This window comes from Floridaenema aerugineum BLCC-F46, assembly GCF_041929345.1.
Taxonomy (GTDB): domain Bacteria; phylum Cyanobacteriota; class Cyanobacteriia; order Cyanobacteriales; family Aerosakkonemataceae; genus Floridanema; species Floridanema aerugineum.
The window spans coordinates 44,369-68,300 of record NZ_JBHFNQ010000194.1 but is presented as its reverse complement, the minus strand read 5'-3'; the positions used below and the strand labels follow the sequence as shown (position 1 = coordinate 68,300).

The following is a 23,932-nucleotide window of genomic DNA, read 5'->3' as shown; positions in this document are numbered from 1 at the left end:
CCACCTGAAAAAGTAAGGTCGGCTCGACCTGAACTTAACGCCTGTGGACAAGTTGGTGCCGACACCCTTGGTTGAAGCAGGAAGAAAACACCACATCAAATTAACAAGTTTAGTTAGGTTTGGATAGGTTTTTCAGAGCAGGCGTAATGAAAGCAGAGCTTCTCAAAAGATTGTTTAGGGCGATCGCTAGTTCTGACCAAGAAGCGATTGATAAACTGACACACCTAGTTATTGAGGAAGAGCGTAGTAAGGGGCACACGCTGCTGGCTCAGCAATTAGAGAATATTACAAAGAAGAGCCAGAAAGAAAAGTCCAACTCAAGCAGTAAAGCAACTTCTTCAACACCACAGAACTTACAAGCTCTCAGCGAACTCTCAACGAGTAAGCGATCGAATCTTCCTTTGTTTACCGTCATACCAAGGGATAAATTGCGGCATTACATGGTGCTGCCGGAAAATATTGAGAAACGTTTCCGCAGAATTGAGCGCGAGTATGCGGCTAGAGATCGGCTGGCTCAATATGGACTACGCTACAGACAAAAAATTCTCTTATATGGCCCTCCCGGATGTGGAAAAACGCTAGGAGCAGAGCGTTTAGCTTGGAATACGGGATTACCGCTACTGAAAGTTAAATTTGATGCGATGGTGTCCTCTTTTTTAGGTGAAACGGCGAGCAATTTGAGACAGGTATTTGAAGATGCAGCAAAAAATCCATCTGTGTTGTTTTTAGATGAATGTGATTCGATCGCTAAATCAAGAGAAGATTTTCAGGAGGTAGGAGAAATTAAGAGAGTAGTTAATACATTCCTGCAAATTTTAGACGAATATGAGCCTAACTCCGGTCTATTGGTAGCCGCTACTAACCTGAATAAATCTCTTGATACTGCCTTGTGGAGACGATTTGATGACTTAATTGAAGTACCACTACCTGGGAAGCAAGAGTTAGAATTTATACTAAAAGAAACTTTATCTGCAATTGAAATAGGTTCTATTAATTGGTCTAGCATCATTGAGCAGATGAGAGGTTTTTCTGCTGCTCAAGCTGTAAGAGTAGCACAAGATGCTGCTAAAAGAGCCATTCTCGAACGAGAGGAACTAGTTATTCAAGAGCATTTAGAAGAGGCTATTGCTGAAATTAAAGTTTCCTAGAATTAAGTTTTGGTGTTTGGAGAAAAGATGGTTAAAAGTTCTCAGGGATTTCCGCATATTCAGCTTAGGTTAACAACAGAAGGAACAGCTTCACCAGCACCGTCGGGAGCAAGAAAACAGAATCCTCAGACAGCAGCAAATTTAAGTGATAGGCAAGGACATGGTAAACGCTTAAAAAGTTCTATAGATTCCTTAATATCATATTGGGAAGATACTCAAGAGAAAAGAGAAGAAGAGGAAAAACCCCCACTTCCTGAAACAGTTAAACCGATCGTTCTACAAATTGATCCAATTGCTTTTGATGCAGAAGATTTGAGAAAATATGGAATTGAGGTAATAGCTGAATTAGAAGATGGTTACATTGTTGGTGCCTCGGTTAACGATCCAGACTTCAGTAAGTTACGAGAAAAAATAGAAAAATTTATTAAAGAAGAAACAGGAGGTAAAAAAGTTTCAGAAATTTGGGATATCCTGGAGAGCATTAGACGACCAGATTACATTCTGTCCCAAGGATTAATAGAGCATTGGGATTTAGTTAAAGATAATGATATATATACAATTGATGTGGGCATTGCTTGTCTGGGAACTAAATCACAACTACCTAATTACCCACAACGTAACCCTGATGAAAGTGATGAAAAATATGCAATACGAATTAATAGCTGGATTCAAAAGCGTCAATTAAAGGAGAGGGACTTTTTAAATGGATGTTGGGTAAACAAAAGCATCATGGAATAATTAAAGATGTCTCTAGAAGTGCAGGAACGATTCAGAAAGATTGGACATTTGTTAATTCATTTGATCTCACGGAAGCTTTCTGTATAGCAGTAGTTGGACACGAAGGTTGGAATAACGATCCAGAAGCTAGTGTTCCCTACTCTTTAGTTGTTAGTTTTGAAGCAATAGAAGCTGATATTGAGATTTATGCTACACTCGCAAAAGCTCAGGTCTTACTAGAAGTTGAACAACAGGTAGAAATTCAAGCGACTGGGAGTTTTTAAAGTGAACACAAATTGCAAGTTAAGCTTTTATTCATTGCTGTCCTTTTCCAATTTAGTTCCGCAAATTTTACAGAAGTTAGCATCTGGATCATGTAAGAACAAACCGCAATTATGACAAGGGATTTCTACTTGATTAGCCGACTTAACTACGCGCTTAATTAAATCTCCAACCTGCCAGGGAATCAACGCAATCCCGGTAAAAATCATCATAATCGTCAAAAATCGACCAGCTTCTGAGATGGGGGTAACATCACCAAAGCCAACAGTTGTCATCGTTACTACGGAAAAATAAGCCGCATCTAAAAAAGTTCGGAAAACTTCAGGATTTACAGGATGTTCAACTTGATATATTAAGCCAGAGTAAACAAAGACGATCGCAAATAAAGTAAAAATAATCCGAGTCAGAATTAAACTATCTTCTGTGGTAAGATGGCCAGGTAAATTCTTGGGATCTAAGAATCTTAACAATCGCAGAATTCTCAACCAACGAAATAGACGGATAAAGCTAATGTCTATCCATCCGATAAACACAGGTAAAATAGCAATTAAGTCAATTACAGAGTAAAGACTAAATAAAAATTCATACTTGTTCTCTACACACCAGAAACGCAATAAGTATTCCAAGACAAATATCAGTAATATTACGGAATCAATATAGTTGAGTCTGTTACGTATATCCTGAGAAATACTAAAAGTTTCAATGACGAAAATTACTGATGATAATAAAACTAAACCTGTAATAATTAAATTAATGGATCTACCAATTGGCGTTTCAATGTCTTCTAGATAAAAAGAGATTTTTTTGCGGAGCAGCATAGGTCAAACGTAGATTCTGACTGTGACAGAGTGCATCTAAAACGACAAAACTGAATTCGTCAAGCCAAGGTAGTGTAGAAAAGTATTTTTTGGCGCGATCGATAAATACTTGACGATTGATGGGTATCTTAAGTTAGGGTGTGAGCAATGGGAACTTGTTTAATACCATCCAGATAACAGGAGATCATTACTCACCAAAACCCACCAGGGATGTATTACTACTGTTGAGCGTGCTAATTTTGAGTAAACGACATTTGGTGTAAGTAAGTGGTGGAAACAAACAAAGCAGAACACCTCTCAGGAGCAGAAGCAATGGGATTAACTCATGCAACTGCGGCACGCTACAAAAATCTATCTAAGCAAATTACAAACAATCTTCCCACTCCTCTAGCAAATTCCATAAAGTTTTAATATGCGTATCCTAATCTATTCCTACAACTATTATCCTGAGCCGATCGGTATTGCCCCGTTGATGACTGAATTGGCAGAAGGCTTAGTTAAACGTGGTCACGAAGTTCGGGTGGTCACTGGAATGCCGAACTATCCGCAGCGACGTATTTATCCAGAGTATCGTGGTAAGTTCTATAAATGCGAAGAAAGAAACGGCGTTAAGATTGAGCGCAGTTACGTTTGGATTCGTCCGAAACCGAGTTTGCTAGATAGATTACTATTAGACGGTAGCTTTGTCTTAACCAGCTTTATTCCGGCTTTAATTGGGCCAAGACCAGATGTAATTTTGACCACAGTACCACCGCTACCTGTTTGCTTATCGGCTACTTTAGCGGGATGGGTGCATAACTGCCCTGTGGTGTTAAACGTTCAAGATATTCAACATGAAGCGGCTGTTCATGTAGGATTGCTAAAAAATAAATTTGTGATTCGTGCTTTTGAAGCCTTAGAAAAATTTGCTAACCGCGCCGCAACTAGAATTAGCGTAATTGCCGATGGATTTGTGGACAACTTGGTTGGTAAAGGTGTCCCCAGAGAGAAAATAGACTTGATTCCCAATTGGGTCGATGTCAATTTTATTCGCCCGTTACCAAAGGAAAATAATGCTTTCCGTAAGGCTCACCAACTTGAAGGGAAGTTTGTGGTGCTTTATTCGGGGAATATCGCTTTGACTCAAGATTTGCCAACTGTGATTAAAGCAGCAGCTTGTCTGAGAGATAATCCAGATATTGTATTTGTGATTGTAGGGGAAGACAAAGCTCTGGGGCGGGTGAGTGATTATTGTCAAATGTATGGAGCATATAACGTTAAGCTCTTACCATTTCAACCTAGAGAAAAGTTGCCAGAAATGTTGGCAGCTGCTGATGTAAGTTTAGTTACCCAAAAACACAATGTAATTGCCTTTAATTTACCTTCTAAAATTCCTGTAATATTAGCTAGTGGTCGCCCGATCGTGGCTTCGGTACCTGCTACTGGAACTGCGGCTAAGGCAGTGCAACAAAGCGGTGCTGGTGTGGTGGTGCCTCCAGAAGATCCGGCAGCTTTAGCTTCTGCGATCGCCAAACTATACCAAAATCCAGAAAAAGCAGAAAAATTGGGCAAACAAGGTAGGCAACACGCGATCGATTTTTACTCATCTGAACAAGCATTGAGTCGTTATGAGGAACTCTTTACCTCTTTAATGCCGCAGATAGTACCGCAGACAGCTTCCGAAGTTAAACCTTTGCCTAACTAAAACCCCTGTTTCCGGGTCGGAATTACGATAAATATTATAAGTAGCAAACCATCTCTGTTAGATGTATCGTGAAAGCGATCGTTCCTGGAGATGGATTTGTGGTTTTTGATAAAGAAATATGAAGAGCGATCGCGAATCATACTTTGGGCAGACCAAGTATGCACTTACTGGGTTGTAGCTTGTGTTTAGGGGATAGATTAATAATAAAGCAAACTATATTAACCTGTGGCAGGTAGATGGGAATCGCCAGAAACCAAGATATTGAACGACTGCCCCTGTAGATACCATGACTCTCAAAGGCAAGTTATCATGAGAGGCAAAATGGCAAAATTGATTTTTCTGATGAACGCTAAACTATAGAAAACCCCTTTTGGTTACGGAATCCCAGGTCTGAACCTTTTGTTCAGATTAGGAATCATAAAAAAAAATTGCATAGTATTAAGGAGTTGAATGTCCGAGAACTTCCCAACAGTAAATTCCACCTTGACCACCGCAGTGGCAAATACTGATGCTAATAAGGCAGCAGCAGGTCAAGACGCAGATCAAGGAATGCTTGCCACAATTGTAGAAGCTGCATTAGACCGCAAAGGATCTGACTTGGTTGTATTGCGGGTGTCAGATGTATCCTATTTAGCTGATTATTTTGTCTTAGTCACAGGCTTTTCTAGAGTTCAAGTGCGAGCAATTTCTCAAGCAATTCAAGGCAAAGTAGAAGAAAATTGGCAACGTAAGCCTCTAAGAATTGAGGGACAAGCAGAAGCTAACTGGATACTTGTTGATTATGGTGATGTAATCGTCCATATCTTGATGCCGAAAGAACGAGAATTTTATAATCTGGAAGCATTCTGGGGACACGCAGAACGAGTTAATCTGCCTCAAGAACAAGATAGTTGATGATTTACACTACTCAATTTAATTGTCAAATGTCTTAACGTGCTGGCTTGACAGCAAGCTTTAACAAATAAGAGTGGATGGCAATGATGATGGAGTCTTCTGTTTCTGTGTGCCCGGTACCATTTGAACAGCAACCCATCAATGAGTACCAGGAACTAAAAGATTCCTGGTTTTTTAGCTGGGCTACTCTTGATTGGGGAAGTTATTCGCGAAAGATGGCTTGGATTTGGGGTTGGAGTTGGCTTCTCGCAGGGCCAGTGGCAGCGGCAAGTTTTCCGCCCCAAAAACTTGTGGGTCAGTTTATGCTTTGTGGTGGGGCAATAGCTAGTGTGTTTATGATTTTGGCACTGCTGCGGCTGTATTTGGGCTGGTGTTACGTGCGCGAGCGCTTGACCAATTCGACCGTTTTTTACGAGGAATCAGGATGGTACGATGGGCAATGCTGGAATAAACCACCAGAAGTGATCGCTCGCGATCGCTTAATTGTCACCTACCAAGTCCAACCGATCCTTCAGCGACTTAACAAAACTTTTGCATTGCTAGCTTTGATTTTCTGTTTAGGTAGCCTAATTTGGGTTTTTCTTTAACTCCCTGGCTCCTAATTAGTTGTAAATTAATATTGGGAATTAATCCAAAATCTAAAATCAAAATTCTAAAATTCCCGAATCGTCCCCCTCAGTGATAAAGTCTTACCCATGACAAGGGGAAAAAGAACTCAAACCGCAGAACTAGAAGTTAGACTGCTGCGGGAAGGCATTATTGAATCAGCACATCGCGTCCAAGCCGCTGTTTGTGACGACAAAGGGCGCGTACTTTCTGTAGCTGGTAATTCCGAAACGGCTACCTTTGCTCGTTCAGCACTCAAGCCTTTCCAAGCACTGGCAGTCACTACTACAGGCACTTTAGAACGTTACGGTCTGTCAGACCGAGACTTGGCAATTATCTGTAGTTCCCACCAAGGGAATATTGAGCAGGTACGACAAGTTTTTAATGTACTTTGGCGTTGTGATATCGATCCATCCGCGCTCCAGTGTCCCATTCCAGAAGGCAAGCAAAGTCCACTGGAATACAATTGCTCTGGGAAACACGCGGGAATGCTGGCTGTTTGTCAGCAACGCAGCTGGTCGCCTGTTAGCTATTTACAGCGCAATCATCCGGTACAACAGCTAATTTTGAGCAAAATCGCGGAATTGCTGCGAATGCCGGGAGAAGAGTTTATTCAAGCTCATGATGATTGTGGCGCTCCTACCTATTTGATGCAGTTGGGACAAATGGCATCTTTGTATGCTCAATTGTCCTCTGGAAACAATTTGGATATGGAACGCATTGTCCGGGCGATGACTAGTCACCCAAATATGGTGGCAGGCCCAGGCGAATTTGATACGGAATTGATGAAGCTTACTCAGGGCGAAATAGTTAGTAAGGCTGGCGCTGAAGGAATTCAGTGCATTGGTCGTGTTGGTGAAGGCATGGGTTTAGCGATTAAGGTAACAGATGGTGCTCAACGTGCTAAACGTGCTGTAGCTATTCACCTGTTGCGGCAAATGGGCTGGATTACTCCGACGGTGGCTGAATCCTTGGCAGAAACTTATCTCAACTTGGGTACTTACAAGCGTCTGGAAGTAATTGGAGAATTATCGCTTTTATAGTTGCAATTTGATTTGGTTTATGGTTATACTAGTGAGAGTGAATCAAAAGCAACGAAGCGACGCGGGATAGAGCAGTCTGGTAGCTCGTCGGGCTCGCAAAGCAAAATTAACTAAACGCTTGAAAGTTAATTTTGTTATGGGCTGTAAGCAGGGAAACTTGTTTGCGATCGCCTCTCAAATTCGGGGAAGCCTTTAGCGTGGTAATCCCGAGCCAAGCTCCAGAAATGGAGAAGGTGTAGAGACTCGATGGGAGGCACCCTAACAGTTAGGCTGAGGGTGAAGGGAGAGTCCAGACCCCAAACTGGAAGTCCAGGCAGCGAAAGCTGTAGTGGTAAGCATAACCCGAAGGTCAGTGGTTCAAATCCACTTCCCGCCACCAAATTTAAAAAGCGAAACCCCTAAGACATTTTTGTTTTAGGGGTTTTGCTTTGTCAGATCTGATTCCAGAAAGGAGGTAGAACCTCCCTCTCCCTCGTTCCCAGGTGGAACCTGGGAACGAGAGACACGAGAGACGAGAGAAAACCCTTGAAACAAAAATGTTTGCGGGCTTTTGCTTTATGCTGGAATTTAGCTATTTATACAAATAAAATTATGACAGTGAATTTACGGAAACCGATTTTAGTTGGCGGAGTTGGGCTTTCGTTTTTGCTTTGGCTGTGGCAAGGTGTGGATGATACGATCGGGCAGTTGGGAGAGTATGCTTTATGGAGTGCGATCGCTCTAGGTGGCGTGTTCTTACTCAGACAAAAGAAGGCGAAAAAGACTCAGGTAGATTTTGATTTGTCGCTGGTAGAAAGGGCGACTGTGGAAAAGGCGATCGCGCAAGCAGAAAGAGTAATCGATAAATTAGAGGTAGAAGCAGTTAATAGTGATGTCATCGCTAAACTGCGAGAAAAAGTTGGGGAAGTAACGACTAAATTAGACAGACAAGAGTTAAGTTTAGCGATCGCTGGTGGAAAAGCGGTTGGTAAAACTACTTTAAGAGAAGTTTTAGCCGAAAATTGGTTGAGTGAAACCAAAAAAACTGTGAGTTTACAGGAAACACCAGCTTTATTTGTGGCTGATGAAACTGGAAAATTAGCGGAAGCAGAAGCTTTGAAAGTTGCTAATACTGCTGATGTTTTGTTGTTTGTGATTAATGGGGATTTGACAGATTCGGAATGGCAAACTTTGCTGCAATTAAAGGCAGCTAATCAGCGGTTAATGCTGGTTTTTAATAAGGAAGATCAGTATTTGCCGGAAGATCGGGAAATTGTTTTACAACAAATCCGGGAAAGAACAAAGGGAATATTAGAAAAAGAAGATGTAATTGCGATCGCTGCTAATCCAAAAGCGATTAAAGTTCGGCAATATCAAACTGATGGAACAGTGCAAGAATGGTTAGAAGAATCTGTTCCGGCAATTTCAGCTTTAACTGAACGGTTGAATGTGATTTTAACACAACAAAGTCAACAGTTAGTTTGGGCGACAACTTGGCGAGAAGCTGTGGCTTTGAAAGGTGAGGCGAAGGAAGTTTTGAATGGGGTGAGGCGCGATCGATCTCTGCCAATAATTGAACAATATCAATGGATTTCCGCTGCTGCTGCTTTTGCTAATCCTGTACCAACATTAGATTTAATTGCTACAGGCGCAATTAACGCTCAAATGGTGTTAGATTTAGCGAATGTTTATCAGCAAAAATTCTCCTTAGAACAAGCGCAAACTGTGGCTGTAACTATGGGAAGTGCAATGTTAAAACTGGGGTTAGTAGAACTTTCTACCCAGACAATTACTTCATTTTTGAAAAGTCATGCAATTACCTTTGTTGCTGGGGGAGTTGTGCAGGGAATTAGTGCTGCTTATTTAACAAGAATCGCCGGATTGAGTTTAATTGAGTATTTCCAAGAACAAGAAATTAGTGCTGAGATTGGGGAAAATGCTTTTAGTGTGGAAAGGTTGAAAGAGAAATTGCAAAGTGTTTTTCAACAGAATCAACGAGTGGTTTTTCTACAATCTTTTGTGCAACAAGTTGTGGGTAAATTAATGCCGAGTTCGCCTCAGTTACAACTTGCTGCGGAAGAAAAACTTGGGTAATTTAATTCGCCTAATTAAATTACGCAATTATTGGTAATTTTAAGTAATGAAAATTACCAATAAACAATCTAAAAAAATATGGTGAACTAAACCTAGTTCAGATGGTAATGTAAAGGGAAAAACTATGGACTATTATTATGTCTTTAAGATTTCCCAACGATCCATTACCACTGAATTCTGCGTTTTATATTGAACGTCCTCCACTTGAAGAGTTAGCTTACTCTGAAATCATTAAAGCTGGGAGTTTCATTCGGATTAAAGCACCAAGAAAAATGGGGAAAAGTTCGCTGATGATCCGGTTGATCGATCGCGCTGTTAATCTAGGTTATCTAACCGTAAAAATAGATTTTCAGCAAGCTGATGAGGAAATCTTTACTTTCTTGTATAAGTTTTTGCGTTGGTTTTGTGCCAATGTTAGTCGCCAATTACAACTAGAACCGATGCTAGATGAATATTGGGATGAGGATATTGGTAGTAAAGTTAGCAGTACTTTGTATTTTCAAGGGTATTTGTTAAAGCAAATTGATGTTCCGTTAGTATTAGTTTTGAATGAAGTCAATCGAGTTTTCGAGCATCCTGAAATTGCTAGGGATTTTTTGTCTTTATTGCGATCGTGGCATGAAGAAGCGAAGCAGATAAAAATTTGGCAAAAACTGAGATTAGTGGTGATTCATTCCACAGAAGTTTATGTATCTTTAAATATGAATCAATCACCTTTTAATATTGGATTGTCACTTCAGTTACCAGAATTTACCTTAAAACAAGTGGAAGAATTAGCAGCACGTTATGGATTAGATTGGACAAATGGTAAGGATGCTGAACAACTAATGGCGATCGTAGGTGGACATCCTTACTTGATTAATTTAGCTCTTTATCATTTGGTTAATCAAAGAAAAAAATGGGAAAATATCGAGGAATTTTTAGCAGTAGCACCTAAACTAGAAGGAATTTATCACCAACATTTACTCAGTCAGTTAAATATAGTTCGAGACAATCCAGAATTAGGAGAAGTTTTAAAGCAGATAATTGCTGGTTCTAGGGAACCTTTAGAAGCGATCGCTGCCTATAAATTAGAAAGCATGGGTATAATTAAGCTGAAAGGTTCGTCAGCAACTATTAGCTGTGAATTATATCGCCAATATTTTCAGGAACAACTTTTACAAGTTAGTTCGTTGAGAAATTACTTTCCCAGATTGGCACAACAACCAGAGTTAAATACTGCTAATTTAGATGAAGTAACTCATTTATTCAATCGGAGCTACTTTGAGGAACAACTGGAAAAAGTATGGCAAGAATCAGCCGATAAAGAAAGTATTTCATTAATTCTTTGTGCTGTGGATTATTTCGAGTATTATGAAAAAACTTATGGTTATCAAGCAGCCAATTTATGCTTACAGCAAGTCGCTGATATTATCCGCAATGTGGTGCATTTTCCTAACGCTTTGGTAGCTCGTTATCAAAGTAAAGAATTTGCCATGCTGTTACCAGGAAAAAATCTAACTATTAGTCGGCAAATTGCTGAAAAAATTAGACAGCGAGTCAAGTTACTGGCAATTCCTTTTGAACCTCAAGGCATGGATGGTTTTAAAAATTCTCTTGTCACAGTTAGTTTAGGTATTGCTAGTAAAATTCCTAACCAAAAAAGTGATGTGAGTCAAATAATTTATCAAGCTACTCAAGCTTTGCTTGCATCTAAGAGAAGGGAAGGGGATAGCGTTAGCAATTATTTGCTTGCAGAATGAAGTTTTAGATAAAATATTCTAATCACTAAAAAATTTATTCCAATGGACAATAGTCACTATCAAGTTGGCGGTAGTCTAGCCACAGAAGCACCTTGTTATGTAGTTAGAAAAGCAGACTCAGAATTATATGAAGCCTTAAAAAGTGGGGAATTTTGTTATGTTCTCAACTCCCGACAAATGGGGAAATCTTCGCTGTTAGTTCGGACTAGACATAAACTACAACAAGAAGATGTTTTATGTACTACTGTAGATATCACTCGGATTGGTAGCGAAACAATTACCCAAAGTCAGTGGTATAAAGGAATAATTACTGATTTGTGGCGCGGTTTCAATTTGTTGGGAAAAGTTAATTTAAAAACTTGGTGGAAAGAACAAGAAAATTTATCGTTAGTTCAGCAGTTAGGTAATTTTATTGAAGAGATTCTCTTAGAGCAATTTTCTCACTCTCAGCTAGTAATTTTTATTGATGAAATAGACAGTATTCTTAGCTTGGATTTTCCTATAGATGATTTTTTTGCTTTCATTCGTTTTTGTTATAACCAAAGGGCAATTAATCCTGCTTACAAAAACCTGACTTGGGCGATATTTGGTGTAGCGACTCCCAGCGATTTGATTAGCGATCGCAATCGGACTCCTTTTAATATTGGTAAAGCTATAGAACTTAGTGGATTTACATTAGAAGAAGCTCAACCTTTAGCTAAGGGATTAACCGAAAAATTTAGAAACTCAGGAAGTATCCTCAAAGAAATTTTAACTTGGACAAATGGACAGCCATTTTTAACTCATAAATTGTGTAATTTAGTCTGGAATTTAAGCAGAGATTCAGTAAGCGATTCTCTAGAAATTTTGCCGGGAACTGAGGGATTTTGGCTAGAGAGTTTGGTAAAAACTTGCATCATTCAAAATTGGCAGAGTCAAGATGAACCAGAACATTTAAAAACGGTACGCGATCGCCTACTTCGCAACGAACAACGCGCCGGAAGATTACTAGGAATTTACCAACAAATCCTCCAAGGTATTCAAATTCCTACTGATGACAGCCGGGAACAAGCGGAACTTGTACTATCAGGCTTAATCGTCAAAAAAAATGGATTCTTGCAAGTTAAAAACCCGATTTATCAGGGAGTTTTTAGTCAAGATTGGGTGAAAAAAGAATTAAGCAAAATGCGTCCTTATTCCCAAACATTTGATGCTTGGATAATTTCCCAAAAAACTGATACTTCGCGGTTATTAAGAGGACAAGCTTTAAAAGATGCTCAACTTTGGACACAGGGAAAAAGTTTAAGCGACTTAGATTATCAATTTCTCGCTGCATCTCTGGAAATCGATCGCCAAGAAACCCAGCAAAAAATAGAAGCAGAACGCACTAAAGCAATTAAAATTCAATTAATTGAAGAACAAAAAAATGCCAAATTACAAAGATTAGTTTTAATATTAGTAAGCGGAGCATTTTTTCTCGCTTCCAGTTTAGTATTAATCGCATTTTGGCAGTTTCGCCAAGCTAGAATTAGCGAAATCAAAGCCTTAGCTTCATCCTCGCAAGGTTTATTTGCCTCCAATAATCAATTAGATGCAATGATCGAAGCGATTAAAGCCAAACGCCGCCTCAAACAGTTAGGAAATGTTGCTCCTGAAACGGCTAAAAATGTAGAAATAGCCTTAAGAAAAACAGTTTATGGAAATAATGAATTTAACCGTTTAATCGGACATCAGGGTAGTGTTTTGAGTGTTGATATTAGTCCTAACAATCAGTTCATTGCTACAGCAAGTAATGATAAAACTGTTAAAGTTTGGCGGCGAGATGGCACACTTTTACATACTTTAAAACATAGCGCAACTGTTCATCGGGTGGCTTTCAGTCCTGACAGTCGCCTGATTGTTTCTGGTAGTTTAGATGGGAAGATTAAACTGTGGGGCATTGATGGTAGATTAATTTACACTATTCAAGGTCATCAAGTTCCTATTTGGGGAGTGGCGTTTAGTCCTAATGGTAAATTGATTGCTTCTGGTAGTAGCGATAAAACTATAAAATTATGGACAATTGATGGTAGATTGTGGAAAACCTTAAAAGGTCATGAAAAAAGTGTTTGGAATGTTGCCTTTAGCCCAAATAATCAGATTGTTGCTTCGGCAGGAGTCGATAACATAATTAATCTATGGACAATTGATGGTAAATTACTGAAAACCCTCAAAGGACATCAGAATTCTATTTGGGATTTGGCATTTTGTCAGCAAAATAACTTATTAGTTTCTGTTAGTTCCGATCGCACAGCTAAACTCTGGAAACTAGACGGCACTTTAGTAAGAACACTGAAAAGCAACGATACCATGATTGGGGTTGATTGTCAGGGTGAATTTATTGCTACTAGCGGTACAAATAACATCGTTACCATTTGGAAAACAGATGGAACTTTTAGAAGGAACTTACAAGGACATCGGGCTTTAGTTCGAGATTTAGCTTTGACTTCAGATAGTTTAATAGCTGCTTCTGCTAGTGATGATGGTACAGTAAAACTCTGGCGACAGAATCAATTTCTTTTAAGACCTCTCTATGGACATCAAGGTACAATTTGGGAGATTACGATCAGTTCAGATAGTACGTTAGTTGCTTCCGTAAGTACTGATGATACCCTTAAATTATGGCAGGTTGATGGCACAGTTTTGCAAACTATCCAATCAGAACAATTGAGTTTTCGCAGTGTGGTTTTTAGTCCAAATAATAAAATGTTAGTGACGGTAAACAATAATGGTAATGTTCAGATTTGGGATTTGAATAAGCAAAACAAATTGTCGATTAAACCGTTACAAACTTTTAGCGCACATCAGGCTAGTCTTTATGCAGTTGCTTTGACTGAAGACCAAAAAATTATTGCTTCTGCGGGAGACGATCGAACAATTAAACTGTGGAATATTGACGGGAAATTACTCCGCAGTTTTATTGCTCATTCTGAAAGGATTTGGAAGTTAGCATTTAATTTTGACGGGCAATTTCTCGCTTCCGCTAGTGAAGATGGAAAGGTGAAAATTTGGCGAATAAATGGTGATTTAGTATCAACTCTTTCTCATGAAGGTGCTGTTTGGGGAGTTGCTTGGAGTCCGCAAAAAAATATCATTGCCTCTGCTAGTCGGGATGACACTCTGAAAATTTGGACAGTGGATGGCAAGCTTTTAAAAACTATTCCGGCGCAAAGTCAAGGGTTAACCAGAGTTGCTTTTAGTCCTGATGGTCAAACTATTGCTACTGCGGGAGTTGATAATACAGTAAAATTATGGAATCTTCAGGGAGAATTGTTAAGAAGTTTGCCGGGACATCAAGGAATGGTAATTAGTTTAGCTTTTACTCCTGATGGTAAATTTTTAGTTTCTGGTGGAGATGATAGCACTGTGATTATTTGGGATTTAAAAAAGATTGAGAATCTCAATGAGTTGGAGTATGCTTGTAATTGGGTAGGGGATTATTTGCGAACGAATTTACAGGTGGAAGAGAGCGATCGCAATTTGTGCGACAATATCAAATAAACTTATTGCAAAAGTAATAAAACTAGGATTTTTTACCACAGATATCCACAGATGAACACAGATAAACACAGATAAAAGATAGAGATTTTCTATTTTTGCCAGAGATATAGTGTAAAATACCCAATTAATTAAATATTAGCCAAAATAGAACTGTAGACATTTTTCCCGATTTAACCTTGAGTAACACACCATTCCCCGAAACTGAACCTTCCCCTGCACGGAGTCGCCAAGAATCACACTTTAACCGTGCTCGATCGAGTATTCGTCGCGCCATTTCTGGACATTCGGCAAAAATGCGGGCAATTTTGCGCCCGGAAATTGAAGTTTTAAATAGCACTTTAGAAAAGTTAGATCAAGGCGTAATTTGTATTGCTGCTTTTGGTTTAGTTAGTCGGGGAAAATCAGCAGTTTTAAATGCTTTAATTGGGCAGAAAATATTACAAACTGGGCCACTTCACGGCGTTACTCAATACCCTCGTTCTGTACGTTGGACGATCCCCCCCCTACCCCCCCTTAATAAGGGGGGGAGTAGTCAGGTACAAGTGGAGTTAATTGATACTCCGGGATTAGATGAAATTGAAGGACAAGCTAGGGCGAAAATGGCGCAAGATGTGGCGCGTCAAGCTGATTTAATTTTATTTGTAGTTTCTGGAGATATTACTCGCACTGAGTATGAGGCACTTTGTCAATTAAGAAAGGCGCAAAAACCAATAATTTTAGTATTTAATAAAATCGACCTTTATCCCGAACAAGATCGACAAACAATTTACGCAAATTTGCAAAGATTAGGTGCTGCTACTGGTGATGATTCGATTTTACAAGAGTTACTTTCCCCTGATGAAATTGTGATGATAGCAGCGGAACCTGCACCTTTACAAGTTAGAGTAGAAATGCCTGATGGCAAGGTAAGTTATGAGTGGGAAAGTCCGCCAGCACAAATTAATGAGTTAAAGCAGAAAATTCTCAAGATTTTAAATCGGGAAGGTCGATCGCTACTTGCCCTAAATGCCTTAGTTCAAGCTAGAGATGTGGAAGAAAGAATTGCCCGCAAAAGTATAGAAATGCGAGAAAAGGAAGCGGAAGATTTAATTTGGCAGTTTACTAAGTATAAGGCGATCGCAATTGCCGTAAATCCCATTGCTTTCTTAGATATTGTCGGCGGAACTTTAACCGATTTAGCTTTAATTCGCGCTTTAGCTAAATTATATAATTTACCGATGACTAGTTATGAAGCAGGAAAGTTATTAAAAACAATTCTCTTAAGTTCTGGTGGGTTATTATTAGGAGAAATTGGTACTAGTTTTTTGTGGGGATTAGGGAAAAGTGCGGCGGCAATTTCTGCGGGAGAAAACCCTTCTAATATTACAGCTTTTGCGGGTGCTGCGATCGCCCAAGCGGGGATTGCAGGTTATGGGGCTTATGCGATCGGTCGCGCCGCTCAAGTATACTTAGAAAAAGGCTGTACTTGGGGACAATTAGGCTCAAATACAGTCATTCAAGAAATACTAAATCAGGTAGAATCCCACACAATTCTTTATCGTTTACGCACAGAATTGCAGCAACACTTTGACAAATCTACTCCGTAATTTCTGCTTCCGAACGAGTCAACATTGATTCATTAGTTTGTTCAGCTTCTAAACGTTCTTGTGTCATTTGTTGCCGTGCTAACTCTTCAGTTGCAGAATTATCTCCTTGCTGAACTTCTGCTTCTGCACGATTCAACATTGACTCTTGCAGATGTTCCATTTCCAGACGCTGTTGCGCCATTTGTTCCCGCGCTTGTTTTTCTGTAGTCATAGTTTAACTCTCTGGCGATCGAACTTTTAACTTATGTATTTCGATACACTGAAACTCTTACCAGCCAAATTCATCTTCTTGGCTTAAGCACTCATTCATTTTTTATTTTAAGAGCTTTTTCTGCTATATGTATCAGTCCTTTGGGAGGTTTTTGGCGATTAACAGTTAAACGAGGTATTTGGTACTTATTTTTTAACCACCCTTGCCAAAAAAATCGACTATTGTACAAATATCCCGATTTATAATATTTAGCAGTAAACTTCTCTACCTTCTGATTTGACGCACCGTAAGGGTAAGCTATATGAGAAGCAACTGTTTTGTTAGGATCTAAACCTGCGGTACATTTCCTCAGTTGCACTTGTGCTGTTTCTAACTCATAAATTAACTCTTTATTAGTTAATGAGGTAAGTTTTTTGTGTCTTTGTCCGTGAGATTGAATATCAAAAAAGCCCTTGGCAAATCCTTCTCGCAAATTATTACAATTTATATTGAATGAAGTTTTATTTTCATTCTTTGTCATTATTCCCGGATTGATAAACAATACTACTTTAACTTTTTGATTATATTTCTCTGCTATACTTTCCAAAACTGGCAATAAATTTGTATAAAACGTTTTGTAAGAATCATCAAATGTCAGCATTATTGGTTTTTTGCCTATATGTTCAGGCGGAACTTTCCGGGAGTTAGTTATAAAGTAATCGTAAAGGTCTTGACTAGAAATAAACCAAAAATTATGATTTACTAAATAATCTACAACTTTGACAAAATCTTCCTTGGTATAATCGATTCTTCGCCAATTTTGGTTACTATTTTTTCCCTCTAAGCTTTGAGTATCAACAATACTATGAAACCCCAAAATAGGTATTTTTGGTATGGTGATATCTATAATCAACCAAATACTAGTAATAACCAATAATGTGGTAAGAAAAACCAGAACTGGAAAAGACTTCAGTTTTAGTTTAATGGATTTCATTTATTTAATTTTCGTGGAGGAAGTTCTGATTTGACAGCTTGACTACGGTGCGGAATAGGAGGTGCTTTCGGTTTACCTCTTTGGGGTGCTGGCTGTCTGACAGCTTTGTTTTGGGGCATTTGATGACGATGGGGTATGGGGGGAAACATGGGAGTGCGAAGTTTTATTAGTTGTTTTTCAATTGTTTGACGACCTATGTGAAAATGAGCGATCGTTGTAAATACTGATAACGAAAAGTAGAAAAATCGAATTGCCCAGTTCCCAGCGGCTAATAAAATAGAAATGAACTGGGGACTTAAATTAGCCTTTTTAGTTAAGCTAGTGATTTCAGTTCTGACTTTTTTCTCCAACTTTACCGCCAGAACCATTTCTTTTTTAGTTCGGGGTAAAATGGGAAATTGAGCGCTATAAGAATAGAAACCTAAAAACCCTTCTAAGTTAACTCTAGATTTTAAAAATGAGTCACTTAATGTTTGCGCTTCTTGGTATGTGATATTCTCATTGTCAGCAATTTCTTTGAGCCAAGTATTGTATTTGAGGAAAGGAGTAATGCTAAAAATTAGGGGTACTAGAATAATTAACAAAACGGCGCTGGTTTTGAGTTGACAATTTTTTGGTAAGATGACGCTGGCTAAGCCAAAACCCATACCGAGTACTGCAAAGATAATGATATTAGCGAATTCAACTACCTGTAAGATAGCTATGAATTCCCCAATAATCAGAATGTTGTAGATTAGTTCTTCACCGATAAAGTTGGCTATCAGCTTGAGGCTAACAGTGAAGAAAACCAAGCTACAAATAACCAAGATGTAGATTAATAATCTAAATAATAGTGTTAAAAGCCGCATTGAATTAAATGTTAGTTAAGTGGTGAGAAAAATCAGTTATCGGCTGTCTTACTAAGTTCCTCTTTTGCAGTTTTGGTGATTTGTTTGAGTGTTGTCAGATCGGGTGCTAAGTTTTGACTGTCCATGCTCAACCACAAAAGATACTCTATATTACCAGCGGGGCCTGTGATTGGAGACCAGGTTAAGCCACAATATTGCCACCCGATCGCTCGTGCAGCTGCAATTACTTGCGCGATCGCATCTGCTTGGTCGTCAGTATCCCGCACCACGCCCTTTTTGCCAACCCTGAACTTTCCTACTTCAAACTGCGGTTTAACGAGCAAAACTGTGTCACGGGGAGATTGAAGTAGTTGCCATAAGCTAGGAAGAATTTTTGCTAAAGAAATGAACGAAACATCTACCACCCCTAAATTAGCCACTTCCCCATCTCCGTACAACTCGTTTGGAGTCAAATAGCGCAAGTTAGTGCGTTCTTTTAAGATTACTCTGGAATCGTTGCGAATTCGCCAGTCAACTTGTCCGTACCCAACATCTACGCCGTAAACTAGCTTGGCACCAGCTTGCAGCAAACAGTCAGTAAAACCGCCTGTGGAAATGCCGCCATCTAAGCAAACTCGTCCTGCGATCGGAATAGTAAAGCATTTTAAAGCTTTAGCCAGTTTTTCTCCGCCTCTGGAAACGTAGGGCGATCGCTGTTTCACCTGAATTTGAGCAGTAGTATCCACCAACGTCCCCACTTTGTCAACTACCTGTTGATTTACCAACACTTCCCCCGCCTGAATTAACCTTTGCGCCAACTGCCGAGATGAAGTTAAATTAAGTTCAACCAACAATACATCCAGTCGTTGTTTTGTCATGAGTTCATCAAATTGTAGAGATTTATGCAGTTAATACACAGAAGCATATTGTAAACTGTTATTTATGTAACAATTAACTTAGGAAGTGTAAAAAATCATTGACTAGGGTGACTAAAACCAGTGGAAATAGAGAACAATAATTAAGTAAGGACTAAGTGTTTTGAGAATAGCAATTAATCAAGTTAGCTGTTCCTACCCAGTCTCCTTCATTAGCCCCTAGTAATAGTAATCTTAAGGAGATAGTCATGTTAGAAACTAAGTTAACCAACTGTGCAATTTTACTTTACCAATGGCTGTTGCCTAGAGTTTCAGCTAACCCCAAATTAACAGTTGATTTACAAGACTTTCAAGCATGGTCAGCAGAATTTCGGGAAAAACCATACAATTACACAGAAATTCTTGAAGCTATTCAAAAGTTAAAAGAACTGCAACTTATTCAAGTTAGCAAAACCGAAGTTACTTTGGAAGTGAAGAATCTGGAAGATTTGAGTGTACAGATGCAACTTCCTACTCAAATGTTATCGGTAGAAAGCGATCGCCAACAACGCCAAGAAAAAATAGTTAAATTAGTCAAAATTATTTCTGGTTCATTAGCCTTAGCTATAGCATCATTTATGATAGGCTTAACTATATTACAAAGGCAACCAGAAATTTTAAATACCCCTCATCCTTGGAGTGTTTTAGGAGAAAAAAATATTGGTTCGGGTAAGTAAATGACTTAGGAAAGATCAGGAGGTCTGAGATTGGTAAAGTTAGTAGCCCCATAATGGTTATCAATCATTTTGGCAGAAGTTCCCGTCCATCTGCCGATCGCCGTGCTATTAATATTCGCCTCTACACACAAGCTGATAAAAGTATGTCGAGTCTGATAGCTTTTGCGATATGGAATGTCACACTTAGCTAAAATTGACTTCCAAGCACGACCCGAAAAGTTGTGCTGATCGATAAATTTCCCTTTAGGGCTAATAAATATAAATGACTCAGGATCGACTATTTCAGGACCAATCTCATCTAAGATTGCCTGCACTTCTGAATTAATCGGAAAATCTCGTTTTCTCTGGGTTTAGTTCTACTGAACCCTGAGAAGCTTTACCCGATGAGGCTTGTGAGTACATATCAACTGAACGAAGAGTAATTGATCCTAATTCTAATTATCTACCCCACTGAGGCAGAGATTTCTAGAAACCGAAAAACCCTTACACTATCTAAGATGTAAGGGTTTATTTGGATGCCAGGAACCAGACTTGAACTGGTGACACGAGGATTTTCAGTCCTCTGCTCTACCGACTGAGCTATCCCGGCTGGCTGTTTTTTCAGCGCTTTATCAATATAACAGACATATTTCGACTTTAGCAAGGGTGTTTGGCAAAAAATTTGGCAGCACTTTTGTAAAGAGTTATGAAGGAAAATACCTGAATAACTGTTCATATATTAAAGTTAAATTTAGACCCGATGAGGAAACAACCATGACCACTGTCACCACCATGAAATGCGCTTGTGAATCTTGCCTTTGTGTAGTTTCCCTTAGTGAGGCTATTCAAAAAGAGGGCAAGTACTATTGCAGCGATGCCTGTGCCAATGGACACCCGGAAGGCAAAGGGTGTGGTCATCAAGGCTGTGGCTGTTAATTTAAAGCCAGTATTTAGAATCTCAGCAGTATTATTCGATCGCCATTCTCAACCCAGTTAGTCCAGCAACCGCTAAAAATAGGGAAAACTGAACTAAAACAATGCTAGGGCCTGAAGGCCAGTTAAACAGACCAGAGAAAAGTATGCCAATGATACTGCTGAGAGCACCTAAAGTTATTGACAATGTGAGAAAAGTACTGAACTTTTGGCCCAGTAATTTGGCGCAAGCAGATGGAATCACCAAAAAAGCATTTACTAACAAAATCCCGATCGCCTTCGTAGCCAAAGCCACAGTTAAAGAAAGCAACACCACAAACAAATAACGGTGTAACTGAACAGGGACACCCTGAACTTTCGCCACAGATAAATTCAAAGTTAATAAAACCTGTTCTTTTAAAGTAGATAACAGATAAATCGCACTAACAAAAAGCAATATTAAGGTGAGGATCAAATCCATCTGATTAACAGCGAGAATATCTCCAAATAACACATTCATCAACCCGCCTCGGTAGCCACGAATTAAGCTACTGAGGATAATTCCAATTGCTAAAGTCCCTGATAACACTACATTGAGAATAGTATCACTAGCTAAATCGGTTTGGTCAATTAAATAAAGTACAACTACACCAAAAATTAGCGTAAAAGGCAACAACATCAAAGTCGGATTTAATTGGAGGAGTACACCTAAAACAATTCCCACCAAAGCTGAATGTCCAACAGCGTGACTAAAAAACGATAATTGTCGCAAAGTGACAAAGCTACCGAGTAAGCCTCCTAATAATCCCATCAGGATACCACCCGCGATCGCCCTCTGCATAAAAGGAAATTGCAACAATTCCAAAAAATTGCTGACATTAGTCACAGCTAATAAGTTAAAATTGTAATGGGAAAGTAAATTTAGCCAAAGCACTACTTTCAGACCTCTTTAATTTAAACAAAGCATCAAAAAACCAATTAGCACTTACAATTTTAAAATGTCAGTCGAACCTGCCGTTAATCAAATAGAACGCAATTTGACACCTAATTCTGAAAAACTAACTTGCGATCGCCCACATCCCATTAATATAGATGAAGTTCATTATCTTCAAGGGCAAATTCTCCTCACCGAAAAAGCCCAAAGAATGGCAGAATTTTTCAGCCTTTTGGGAGATGCCAACCGCTTGCGAATTCTTTCCATGTTAGCAGTGAAAGAACTTTGTGTCTGCGATATGGCAGCAGCTTTAGAAATGTCTGAATCTGCTGTTTCTCATCAAATGCGAGTTTTGCGATCGATGAGATTAGTCAGCTACCGGAAGCGGGGACGTAATGTATTTTATCGCCTCCAAGACCATCATGTTTTAGAACTTTACCAAGCCGTTGCAGAACACTTAGACGAACAGGAACCCTTGTAGATATGTTGTATCTGTAGAGACGTTGTATACAACGTCTCTACAGATACAACATATACTAATGCCGATGTTGATAGCGGCTAAAAGTTGGCCCATAAGTAGCTAACAGATTTTGTGGTGAAAGAATAGCCTCCGGTTGTCCCGAACAAACTACCGTTTGATTCAAACAAATCACTTGATCGCAATTACTATTTACCATATCTAAATCGTGAGAAATTTGTAAAACCGTCCAACCTTGCTCATTTTTTAATTCATTTAGCAAATAGTAAAAATCAGCTTCTCCAGAAATATCTACTCCGGCAAAAGCTTCATCTAAAACTAAAAGTTTGCGCGGACTAACCAAACAATAAGCAAGTAAAACTCGTTTTAATTCTCCACCGCTTAAAGTGCCGATCGCCTGTTGTCGCAGATGATAAGCATTAACTCTTTGTAAAGCATTAGCGATCGCCCTTTCCTTCTCCCAGTTTCGTTGCCAAAATCTAGGAAACTTGAAACTTCTTTTTTCTCCTGACCATCCCAATCCTACCAACTCATTTACAGAAATGGGGAAACTGCGATCGAAAATAAAATGCTGCGGAATATAACCAATCAAATGTCGCCAACTCCCCAATCTTTTAGGCGGACGACCAAAAATTTCTACATTTCCTGAACTCTTGGGAAACAAATCTAAAATTGCTTGTACTAAAGTACTTTTACCCGAACCATTAGGGCCAATTATTGCAGTATCAGTTCCCGATTTTAACTCAAACGAAACATCCCTGACCGCTAAATAATTACCCCGGTAAACTGTCAAATTCTCCACCTTTAAAACCGGGACTTCTGTTAAATTCATTGCTGGCTATTCAACTCTCTAAAATTTTCCTGGGTATCCGACTAAAGTCGCTACAACAAACAACACTGGGATTAGCGACAAGCAGCTTCAATTCCTTGGAGATTTGATTTCATTCCTGTAATGTAGTACTGCGGATCTTTATCTCCCCTTTCTAAAGGATCTAAAGTTCGCAAAGTTAAATTCAGATCTTGAGAAAGACTGGTTAACAATTTATTGTCCGTTCCTGGTTCACCAAATAAAGCCTTAACATTATACTTCTTCACTGTAGCAATTGTCTTCTGTATATCATCTGGAGAAAGTTGATCTTCAGGAATCTCTACTACTGCTACTTGTTTCAGTTGATATCGCTGGGCTAAATAAGGAAAAGCATCATGAAAAGTAATAAAAGTACATTGGTTATTAAATGATTTTAACCTTTGTTGAAACTGTTCGTCCAAAGCTTGCAACTGTTTAATATAAGCAGCAGCATTGGCTTGATAAACATCCTTATTTTCTGGATCTGCTGCAATTAAACCATCCCGAATATTTTCCACTTGTTTAATCGCTAAAACTGGATCTAACCACACATGAGGATTACCCTCACCATGATCGTGATCGTGCCCTTCTCCTTTTTTTTCCACTGGTTTTACCACAGGTGAAAGTTCCTGTAAAGGTTGAATACCTTGACTAGCTTCAATCTGTTTTAACTTGGGATTTTGGGCATTTTTTACCGTACTTTCGAGAAATTCTTCTAAGCCTAAACCATTTTTTACCAGCACATCGGCTTGGGCGATCGCCTGCACATCATTTGGTGTAGCTTGATAATCATGGATTTCATTACCCGGAGGTACTAAAATATCCACCTGCGCTAAATCTCCAGCCACCGCCCTGGTAAACCAATACATCGGCAAAAACGTCGTTACCACTTTCAGCTTTGGCGTTTGTGGCGAAGTTTGCGCTACCGGAGACACAGGCGTAGACACAGGCGTAGACACCGAATTAGGCTGGTTACAGCCAGTAGCAGGTAGCATTAGCAGCAGCAAACCTAAAAATAATCTTTGCAATTTAGGGTAATGCACAATTTCTCTCCTTTGATTGAGGTAG

At 39.2% G+C, this 23,932-nt stretch carries 24 protein-coding genes and 1 tRNA gene; 15 read left to right on the top strand and 10 right to left on the bottom strand.

Annotated features, from left to right (window positions below; all coding sequences use genetic code 11):
- The first annotated feature begins 146 nt into the window (after positions 1 to 146).
- Genes ACE1CC_RS24980 through ACE1CC_RS24970 form a run of 3 tightly spaced genes read left to right on the top strand, consistent with a single transcriptional unit; the run spans position 147 to position 2,149 of the window.
- Entirely contained in the window at positions 147 to 1,148 is a 1,002-nt protein-coding gene (locus ACE1CC_RS24980) for an ATP-binding protein (RefSeq protein ID WP_413273142.1), read from the top strand.
- Between the two features lie 27 nt (positions 1,149 to 1,175).
- On the top strand, positions 1,176 to 1,886 hold the full coding sequence (locus ACE1CC_RS24975; protein ID WP_413273141.1) for a hypothetical protein: 711 nt from the start codon (positions 1,176 to 1,178) through the stop codon (positions 1,884 to 1,886).
- The gene (locus ACE1CC_RS24970) at positions 1,856 to 2,149 is read left to right on the top strand and encodes a hypothetical protein (RefSeq protein WP_413273140.1); all 294 of its coding nucleotides are present in this window, start codon (positions 1,856 to 1,858) and stop codon (positions 2,147 to 2,149) included. Before ACE1CC_RS24975 ends, ACE1CC_RS24970 begins: the two co-directional genes overlap by 31 nt.
- A gap of 27 nt (positions 2,150 to 2,176) precedes the next feature.
- Here the strand turns inward: ACE1CC_RS24970 and ACE1CC_RS24965 are convergent, their stop codons facing one another.
- A complete protein-coding gene (locus ACE1CC_RS24965; RefSeq protein ID WP_413273139.1) occupies positions 2,177 to 2,965 on the bottom strand; it encodes an ion transporter in 789 nt (262 codons plus the stop codon).
- 270 nt (positions 2,966 to 3,235) lie between these two features.
- On the opposite strand from ACE1CC_RS24965, the gene ACE1CC_RS24960 reads away from it, so the two are divergent.
- From ACE1CC_RS24960 to ACE1CC_RS24920, 9 genes are all read left to right on the top strand, one after another.
- Complete coding sequence (locus ACE1CC_RS24960) at positions 3,236 to 3,376, top strand: hypothetical protein (RefSeq protein WP_413273138.1); 141 nt, start codon at positions 3,236 to 3,238, stop codon at positions 3,374 to 3,376.
- 1 nt (position 3,377) lies between these two features.
- Complete coding sequence (locus ACE1CC_RS24955; RefSeq protein WP_413273137.1) at positions 3,378 to 4,649, top strand: glycosyltransferase family 4 protein; 1,272 nt, start codon at positions 3,378 to 3,380, stop codon at positions 4,647 to 4,649.
- A 450-nt stretch (positions 4,650 to 5,099) separates the two neighbouring features.
- Complete coding sequence (gene rsfS / locus ACE1CC_RS24950) at positions 5,100 to 5,543, top strand: ribosome silencing factor (RefSeq protein ID WP_413273136.1); 444 nt, start codon at positions 5,100 to 5,102, stop codon at positions 5,541 to 5,543.
- A gap of 86 nt (positions 5,544 to 5,629) precedes the next feature.
- A complete protein-coding gene (locus tag ACE1CC_RS24945) occupies positions 5,630 to 6,130 on the top strand; it encodes a CGLD27 family protein (RefSeq protein WP_413273144.1) in 501 nt (166 codons plus the stop codon).
- 108 nt (positions 6,131 to 6,238) lie between these two features.
- Positions 6,239 to 7,192: an asparaginase gene (locus tag ACE1CC_RS24940; RefSeq protein ID WP_413273135.1), complete on the top strand. Its 954-nt coding sequence runs from the start codon at positions 6,239 to 6,241 to the stop codon at positions 7,190 to 7,192.
- A 591-nt stretch (positions 7,193 to 7,783) separates the two neighbouring features.
- On the top strand, positions 7,784 to 9,265 hold the full coding sequence (locus tag ACE1CC_RS24935) for a YcjF family protein (protein WP_413273134.1): 1,482 nt from the start codon (positions 7,784 to 7,786) through the stop codon (positions 9,263 to 9,265).
- A gap of 137 nt (positions 9,266 to 9,402) precedes the next feature.
- Positions 9,403 to 11,007 carry an AAA-like domain-containing protein gene (locus ACE1CC_RS24930; RefSeq protein WP_413273133.1) on the top strand — a complete coding sequence of 535 codons (1,605 nt, stop codon included), beginning with the start codon at positions 9,403 to 9,405 and terminating at the stop codon, positions 11,005 to 11,007.
- Positions 11,008 to 11,049: 42 nt separating this feature from the next.
- The gene (locus ACE1CC_RS24925) at positions 11,050 to 14,526 is read left to right on the top strand and encodes a WD40 domain-containing protein (protein ID WP_413273132.1); all 3,477 of its coding nucleotides are present in this window, start codon (positions 11,050 to 11,052) and stop codon (positions 14,524 to 14,526) included.
- 260 nt (positions 14,527 to 14,786) lie between these two features.
- Entirely contained in the window at positions 14,787 to 16,112 is a 1,326-nt protein-coding gene (locus tag ACE1CC_RS24920) for a GTP-binding protein (RefSeq protein WP_459563915.1), read from the top strand.
- Here ACE1CC_RS24920 and ACE1CC_RS24915 read toward each other — a convergent pair.
- The 4 genes from ACE1CC_RS24915 to ACE1CC_RS24900 form a co-directional block, all read right to left on the bottom strand.
- A complete protein-coding gene (locus ACE1CC_RS24915) occupies positions 16,102 to 16,323 on the bottom strand; it encodes a hypothetical protein (RefSeq protein WP_413273130.1) in 222 nt (73 codons plus the stop codon). The genes ACE1CC_RS24920 and ACE1CC_RS24915 overlap by 11 nt on opposite strands.
- Positions 16,324 to 16,414: 91 nt before the next feature.
- Positions 16,415 to 17,296, bottom strand: a complete 882-nt coding sequence (locus ACE1CC_RS24910) for a polysaccharide deacetylase family protein (protein WP_413273129.1) — start codon at positions 17,294 to 17,296, stop codon at positions 16,415 to 16,417.
- A complete protein-coding gene (locus tag ACE1CC_RS24905; RefSeq protein WP_413273128.1) occupies positions 17,293 to 18,144 on the bottom strand; it encodes a hypothetical protein in 852 nt (283 codons plus the stop codon). Before ACE1CC_RS24905 ends, ACE1CC_RS24910 begins: the two co-directional genes overlap by 4 nt.
- Before the next feature lie 32 nt (positions 18,145 to 18,176).
- A complete protein-coding gene (locus tag ACE1CC_RS24900) occupies positions 18,177 to 19,001 on the bottom strand; it encodes a TlyA family RNA methyltransferase (RefSeq protein ID WP_413273127.1) in 825 nt (274 codons plus the stop codon).
- 245 nt (positions 19,002 to 19,246) lie between these two features.
- Here ACE1CC_RS24900 and ACE1CC_RS24895 point away from each other — a divergent pair, with 245 nt between their 5' ends.
- Positions 19,247 to 19,714, top strand: a complete 468-nt coding sequence (locus tag ACE1CC_RS24895) for a hypothetical protein (protein WP_413273126.1) — start codon at positions 19,247 to 19,249, stop codon at positions 19,712 to 19,714.
- Positions 19,715 to 19,719: 5 nt separating this feature from the next.
- Here the strand turns inward: ACE1CC_RS24895 and ACE1CC_RS24890 are convergent, their stop codons facing one another.
- Together ACE1CC_RS24890 and ACE1CC_RS24885 are read right to left on the bottom strand one after the other, a co-directional pair.
- Entirely contained in the window at positions 19,720 to 20,028 is a 309-nt protein-coding gene (locus ACE1CC_RS24890; protein ID WP_413273125.1) for a hypothetical protein, read from the bottom strand.
- A 202-nt stretch (positions 20,029 to 20,230) separates the two neighbouring features.
- Positions 20,231 to 20,303, bottom strand: a tRNA-Phe gene (locus tag ACE1CC_RS24885).
- Positions 20,304 to 20,467: 164 nt separating this feature from the next.
- Here ACE1CC_RS24885 and ACE1CC_RS24880 point away from each other — a divergent pair.
- On the top strand, positions 20,468 to 20,629 hold the full coding sequence (locus ACE1CC_RS24880; protein WP_413273124.1) for a metallothionein: 162 nt from the start codon (positions 20,468 to 20,470) through the stop codon (positions 20,627 to 20,629).
- Between the two features lie 31 nt (positions 20,630 to 20,660).
- Here the strand turns inward: ACE1CC_RS24880 and ACE1CC_RS24875 are convergent, their stop codons facing one another.
- Complete coding sequence (locus ACE1CC_RS24875; RefSeq protein WP_459563914.1) at positions 20,661 to 21,446, bottom strand: metal ABC transporter permease; 786 nt, start codon at positions 21,444 to 21,446, stop codon at positions 20,661 to 20,663.
- Positions 21,447 to 21,603: 157 nt separating this feature from the next.
- On the opposite strand from ACE1CC_RS24875, the gene ACE1CC_RS24870 reads away from it, so the two are divergent.
- Positions 21,604 to 22,020, top strand: a complete 417-nt coding sequence (locus ACE1CC_RS24870; protein WP_413273122.1) for an ArsR/SmtB family transcription factor — start codon at positions 21,604 to 21,606, stop codon at positions 22,018 to 22,020.
- A 55-nt stretch (positions 22,021 to 22,075) separates the two neighbouring features.
- Here the strand turns inward: ACE1CC_RS24870 and ACE1CC_RS24865 are convergent, their stop codons facing one another.
- Together ACE1CC_RS24865 and ACE1CC_RS24860 are read right to left on the bottom strand one after the other, a co-directional pair.
- Positions 22,076 to 22,849 carry a metal ABC transporter ATP-binding protein gene (locus ACE1CC_RS24865; RefSeq protein ID WP_413273121.1) on the bottom strand — a complete coding sequence of 258 codons (774 nt, stop codon included), beginning with the start codon at positions 22,847 to 22,849 and terminating at the stop codon, positions 22,076 to 22,078.
- A gap of 71 nt (positions 22,850 to 22,920) precedes the next feature.
- Complete coding sequence (locus ACE1CC_RS24860; RefSeq protein WP_459563913.1) at positions 22,921 to 23,859, bottom strand: metal ABC transporter substrate-binding protein; 939 nt, start codon at positions 23,857 to 23,859, stop codon at positions 22,921 to 22,923.
- Positions 23,860 to 23,932 lie beyond the last annotated feature (73 nt).

What these genes read in the sequence shown, in the direction of transcription:
- ACE1CC_RS24980 (WP_413273142.1), top strand. Translation starts at nt 147, where the DNA reads ATGAAAGCAGAGCTTCTCAAAAGATTGTTTAGGGCGATCGCTAGTTCT.
- ACE1CC_RS24975 (WP_413273141.1), top strand. Translation starts at nt 1,176, where the DNA reads ATGGTTAAAAGTTCTCAGGGATTTCCGCATATTCAGCTTAGGTTAACA.
- ACE1CC_RS24970 (WP_413273140.1), top strand. Translation starts at nt 1,856, where the DNA reads ATGTTGGGTAAACAAAAGCATCATGGAATAATTAAAGATGTCTCTAGA.
- ACE1CC_RS24965 (WP_413273139.1), bottom strand. Translation starts at nt 2,965, where the DNA reads ATGCTGCTCCGCAAAAAAATCTCTTTTTATCTAGAAGACATTGAAACG.
- ACE1CC_RS24955 (WP_413273137.1), top strand. Translation starts at nt 3,378, where the DNA reads ATGCGTATCCTAATCTATTCCTACAACTATTATCCTGAGCCGATCGGT.
- rsfS (WP_413273136.1), top strand. Translation starts at nt 5,100, where the DNA reads ATGTCCGAGAACTTCCCAACAGTAAATTCCACCTTGACCACCGCAGTG.
- ACE1CC_RS24945 (WP_413273144.1), top strand. Translation starts at nt 5,630, where the DNA reads ATGATGGAGTCTTCTGTTTCTGTGTGCCCGGTACCATTTGAACAGCAA.
- ACE1CC_RS24940 (WP_413273135.1), top strand. Translation starts at nt 6,239, where the DNA reads ATGACAAGGGGAAAAAGAACTCAAACCGCAGAACTAGAAGTTAGACTG.
- ACE1CC_RS24935 (WP_413273134.1), top strand. Translation starts at nt 7,784, where the DNA reads ATGACAGTGAATTTACGGAAACCGATTTTAGTTGGCGGAGTTGGGCTT.
- ACE1CC_RS24930 (WP_413273133.1), top strand. Translation starts at nt 9,403, where the DNA reads ATGTCTTTAAGATTTCCCAACGATCCATTACCACTGAATTCTGCGTTT.
- ACE1CC_RS24925 (WP_413273132.1), top strand. Translation starts at nt 11,050, where the DNA reads ATGGACAATAGTCACTATCAAGTTGGCGGTAGTCTAGCCACAGAAGCA.
- ACE1CC_RS24915 (WP_413273130.1), bottom strand. Translation starts at nt 16,323, where the DNA reads ATGACTACAGAAAAACAAGCGCGGGAACAAATGGCGCAACAGCGTCTG.
- ACE1CC_RS24910 (WP_413273129.1), bottom strand. Translation starts at nt 17,296, where the DNA reads ATGAAATCCATTAAACTAAAACTGAAGTCTTTTCCAGTTCTGGTTTTT.
- ACE1CC_RS24905 (WP_413273128.1), bottom strand. Translation starts at nt 18,144, where the DNA reads ATGCGGCTTTTAACACTATTATTTAGATTATTAATCTACATCTTGGTT.
- ACE1CC_RS24900 (WP_413273127.1), bottom strand. Translation starts at nt 19,001, where the DNA reads ATGACAAAACAACGACTGGATGTATTGTTGGTTGAACTTAATTTAACT.
- ACE1CC_RS24895 (WP_413273126.1), top strand. Translation starts at nt 19,247, where the DNA reads ATGTTAGAAACTAAGTTAACCAACTGTGCAATTTTACTTTACCAATGG.
- ACE1CC_RS24880 (WP_413273124.1), top strand. Translation starts at nt 20,468, where the DNA reads ATGACCACTGTCACCACCATGAAATGCGCTTGTGAATCTTGCCTTTGT.
- ACE1CC_RS24875 (WP_459563914.1), bottom strand. Translation starts at nt 21,446, where the DNA reads ATGCAGAGGGCGATCGCGGGTGGTATCCTGATGGGATTATTAGGAGGC.
- ACE1CC_RS24870 (WP_413273122.1), top strand. Translation starts at nt 21,604, where the DNA reads ATGTCAGTCGAACCTGCCGTTAATCAAATAGAACGCAATTTGACACCT.
- ACE1CC_RS24865 (WP_413273121.1), bottom strand. Translation starts at nt 22,849, where the DNA reads ATGAATTTAACAGAAGTCCCGGTTTTAAAGGTGGAGAATTTGACAGTT.
- ACE1CC_RS24860 (WP_459563913.1), bottom strand. Translation starts at nt 23,859, where the DNA reads ATGCTACCTGCTACTGGCTGTAACCAGCCTAATTCGGTGTCTACGCCT.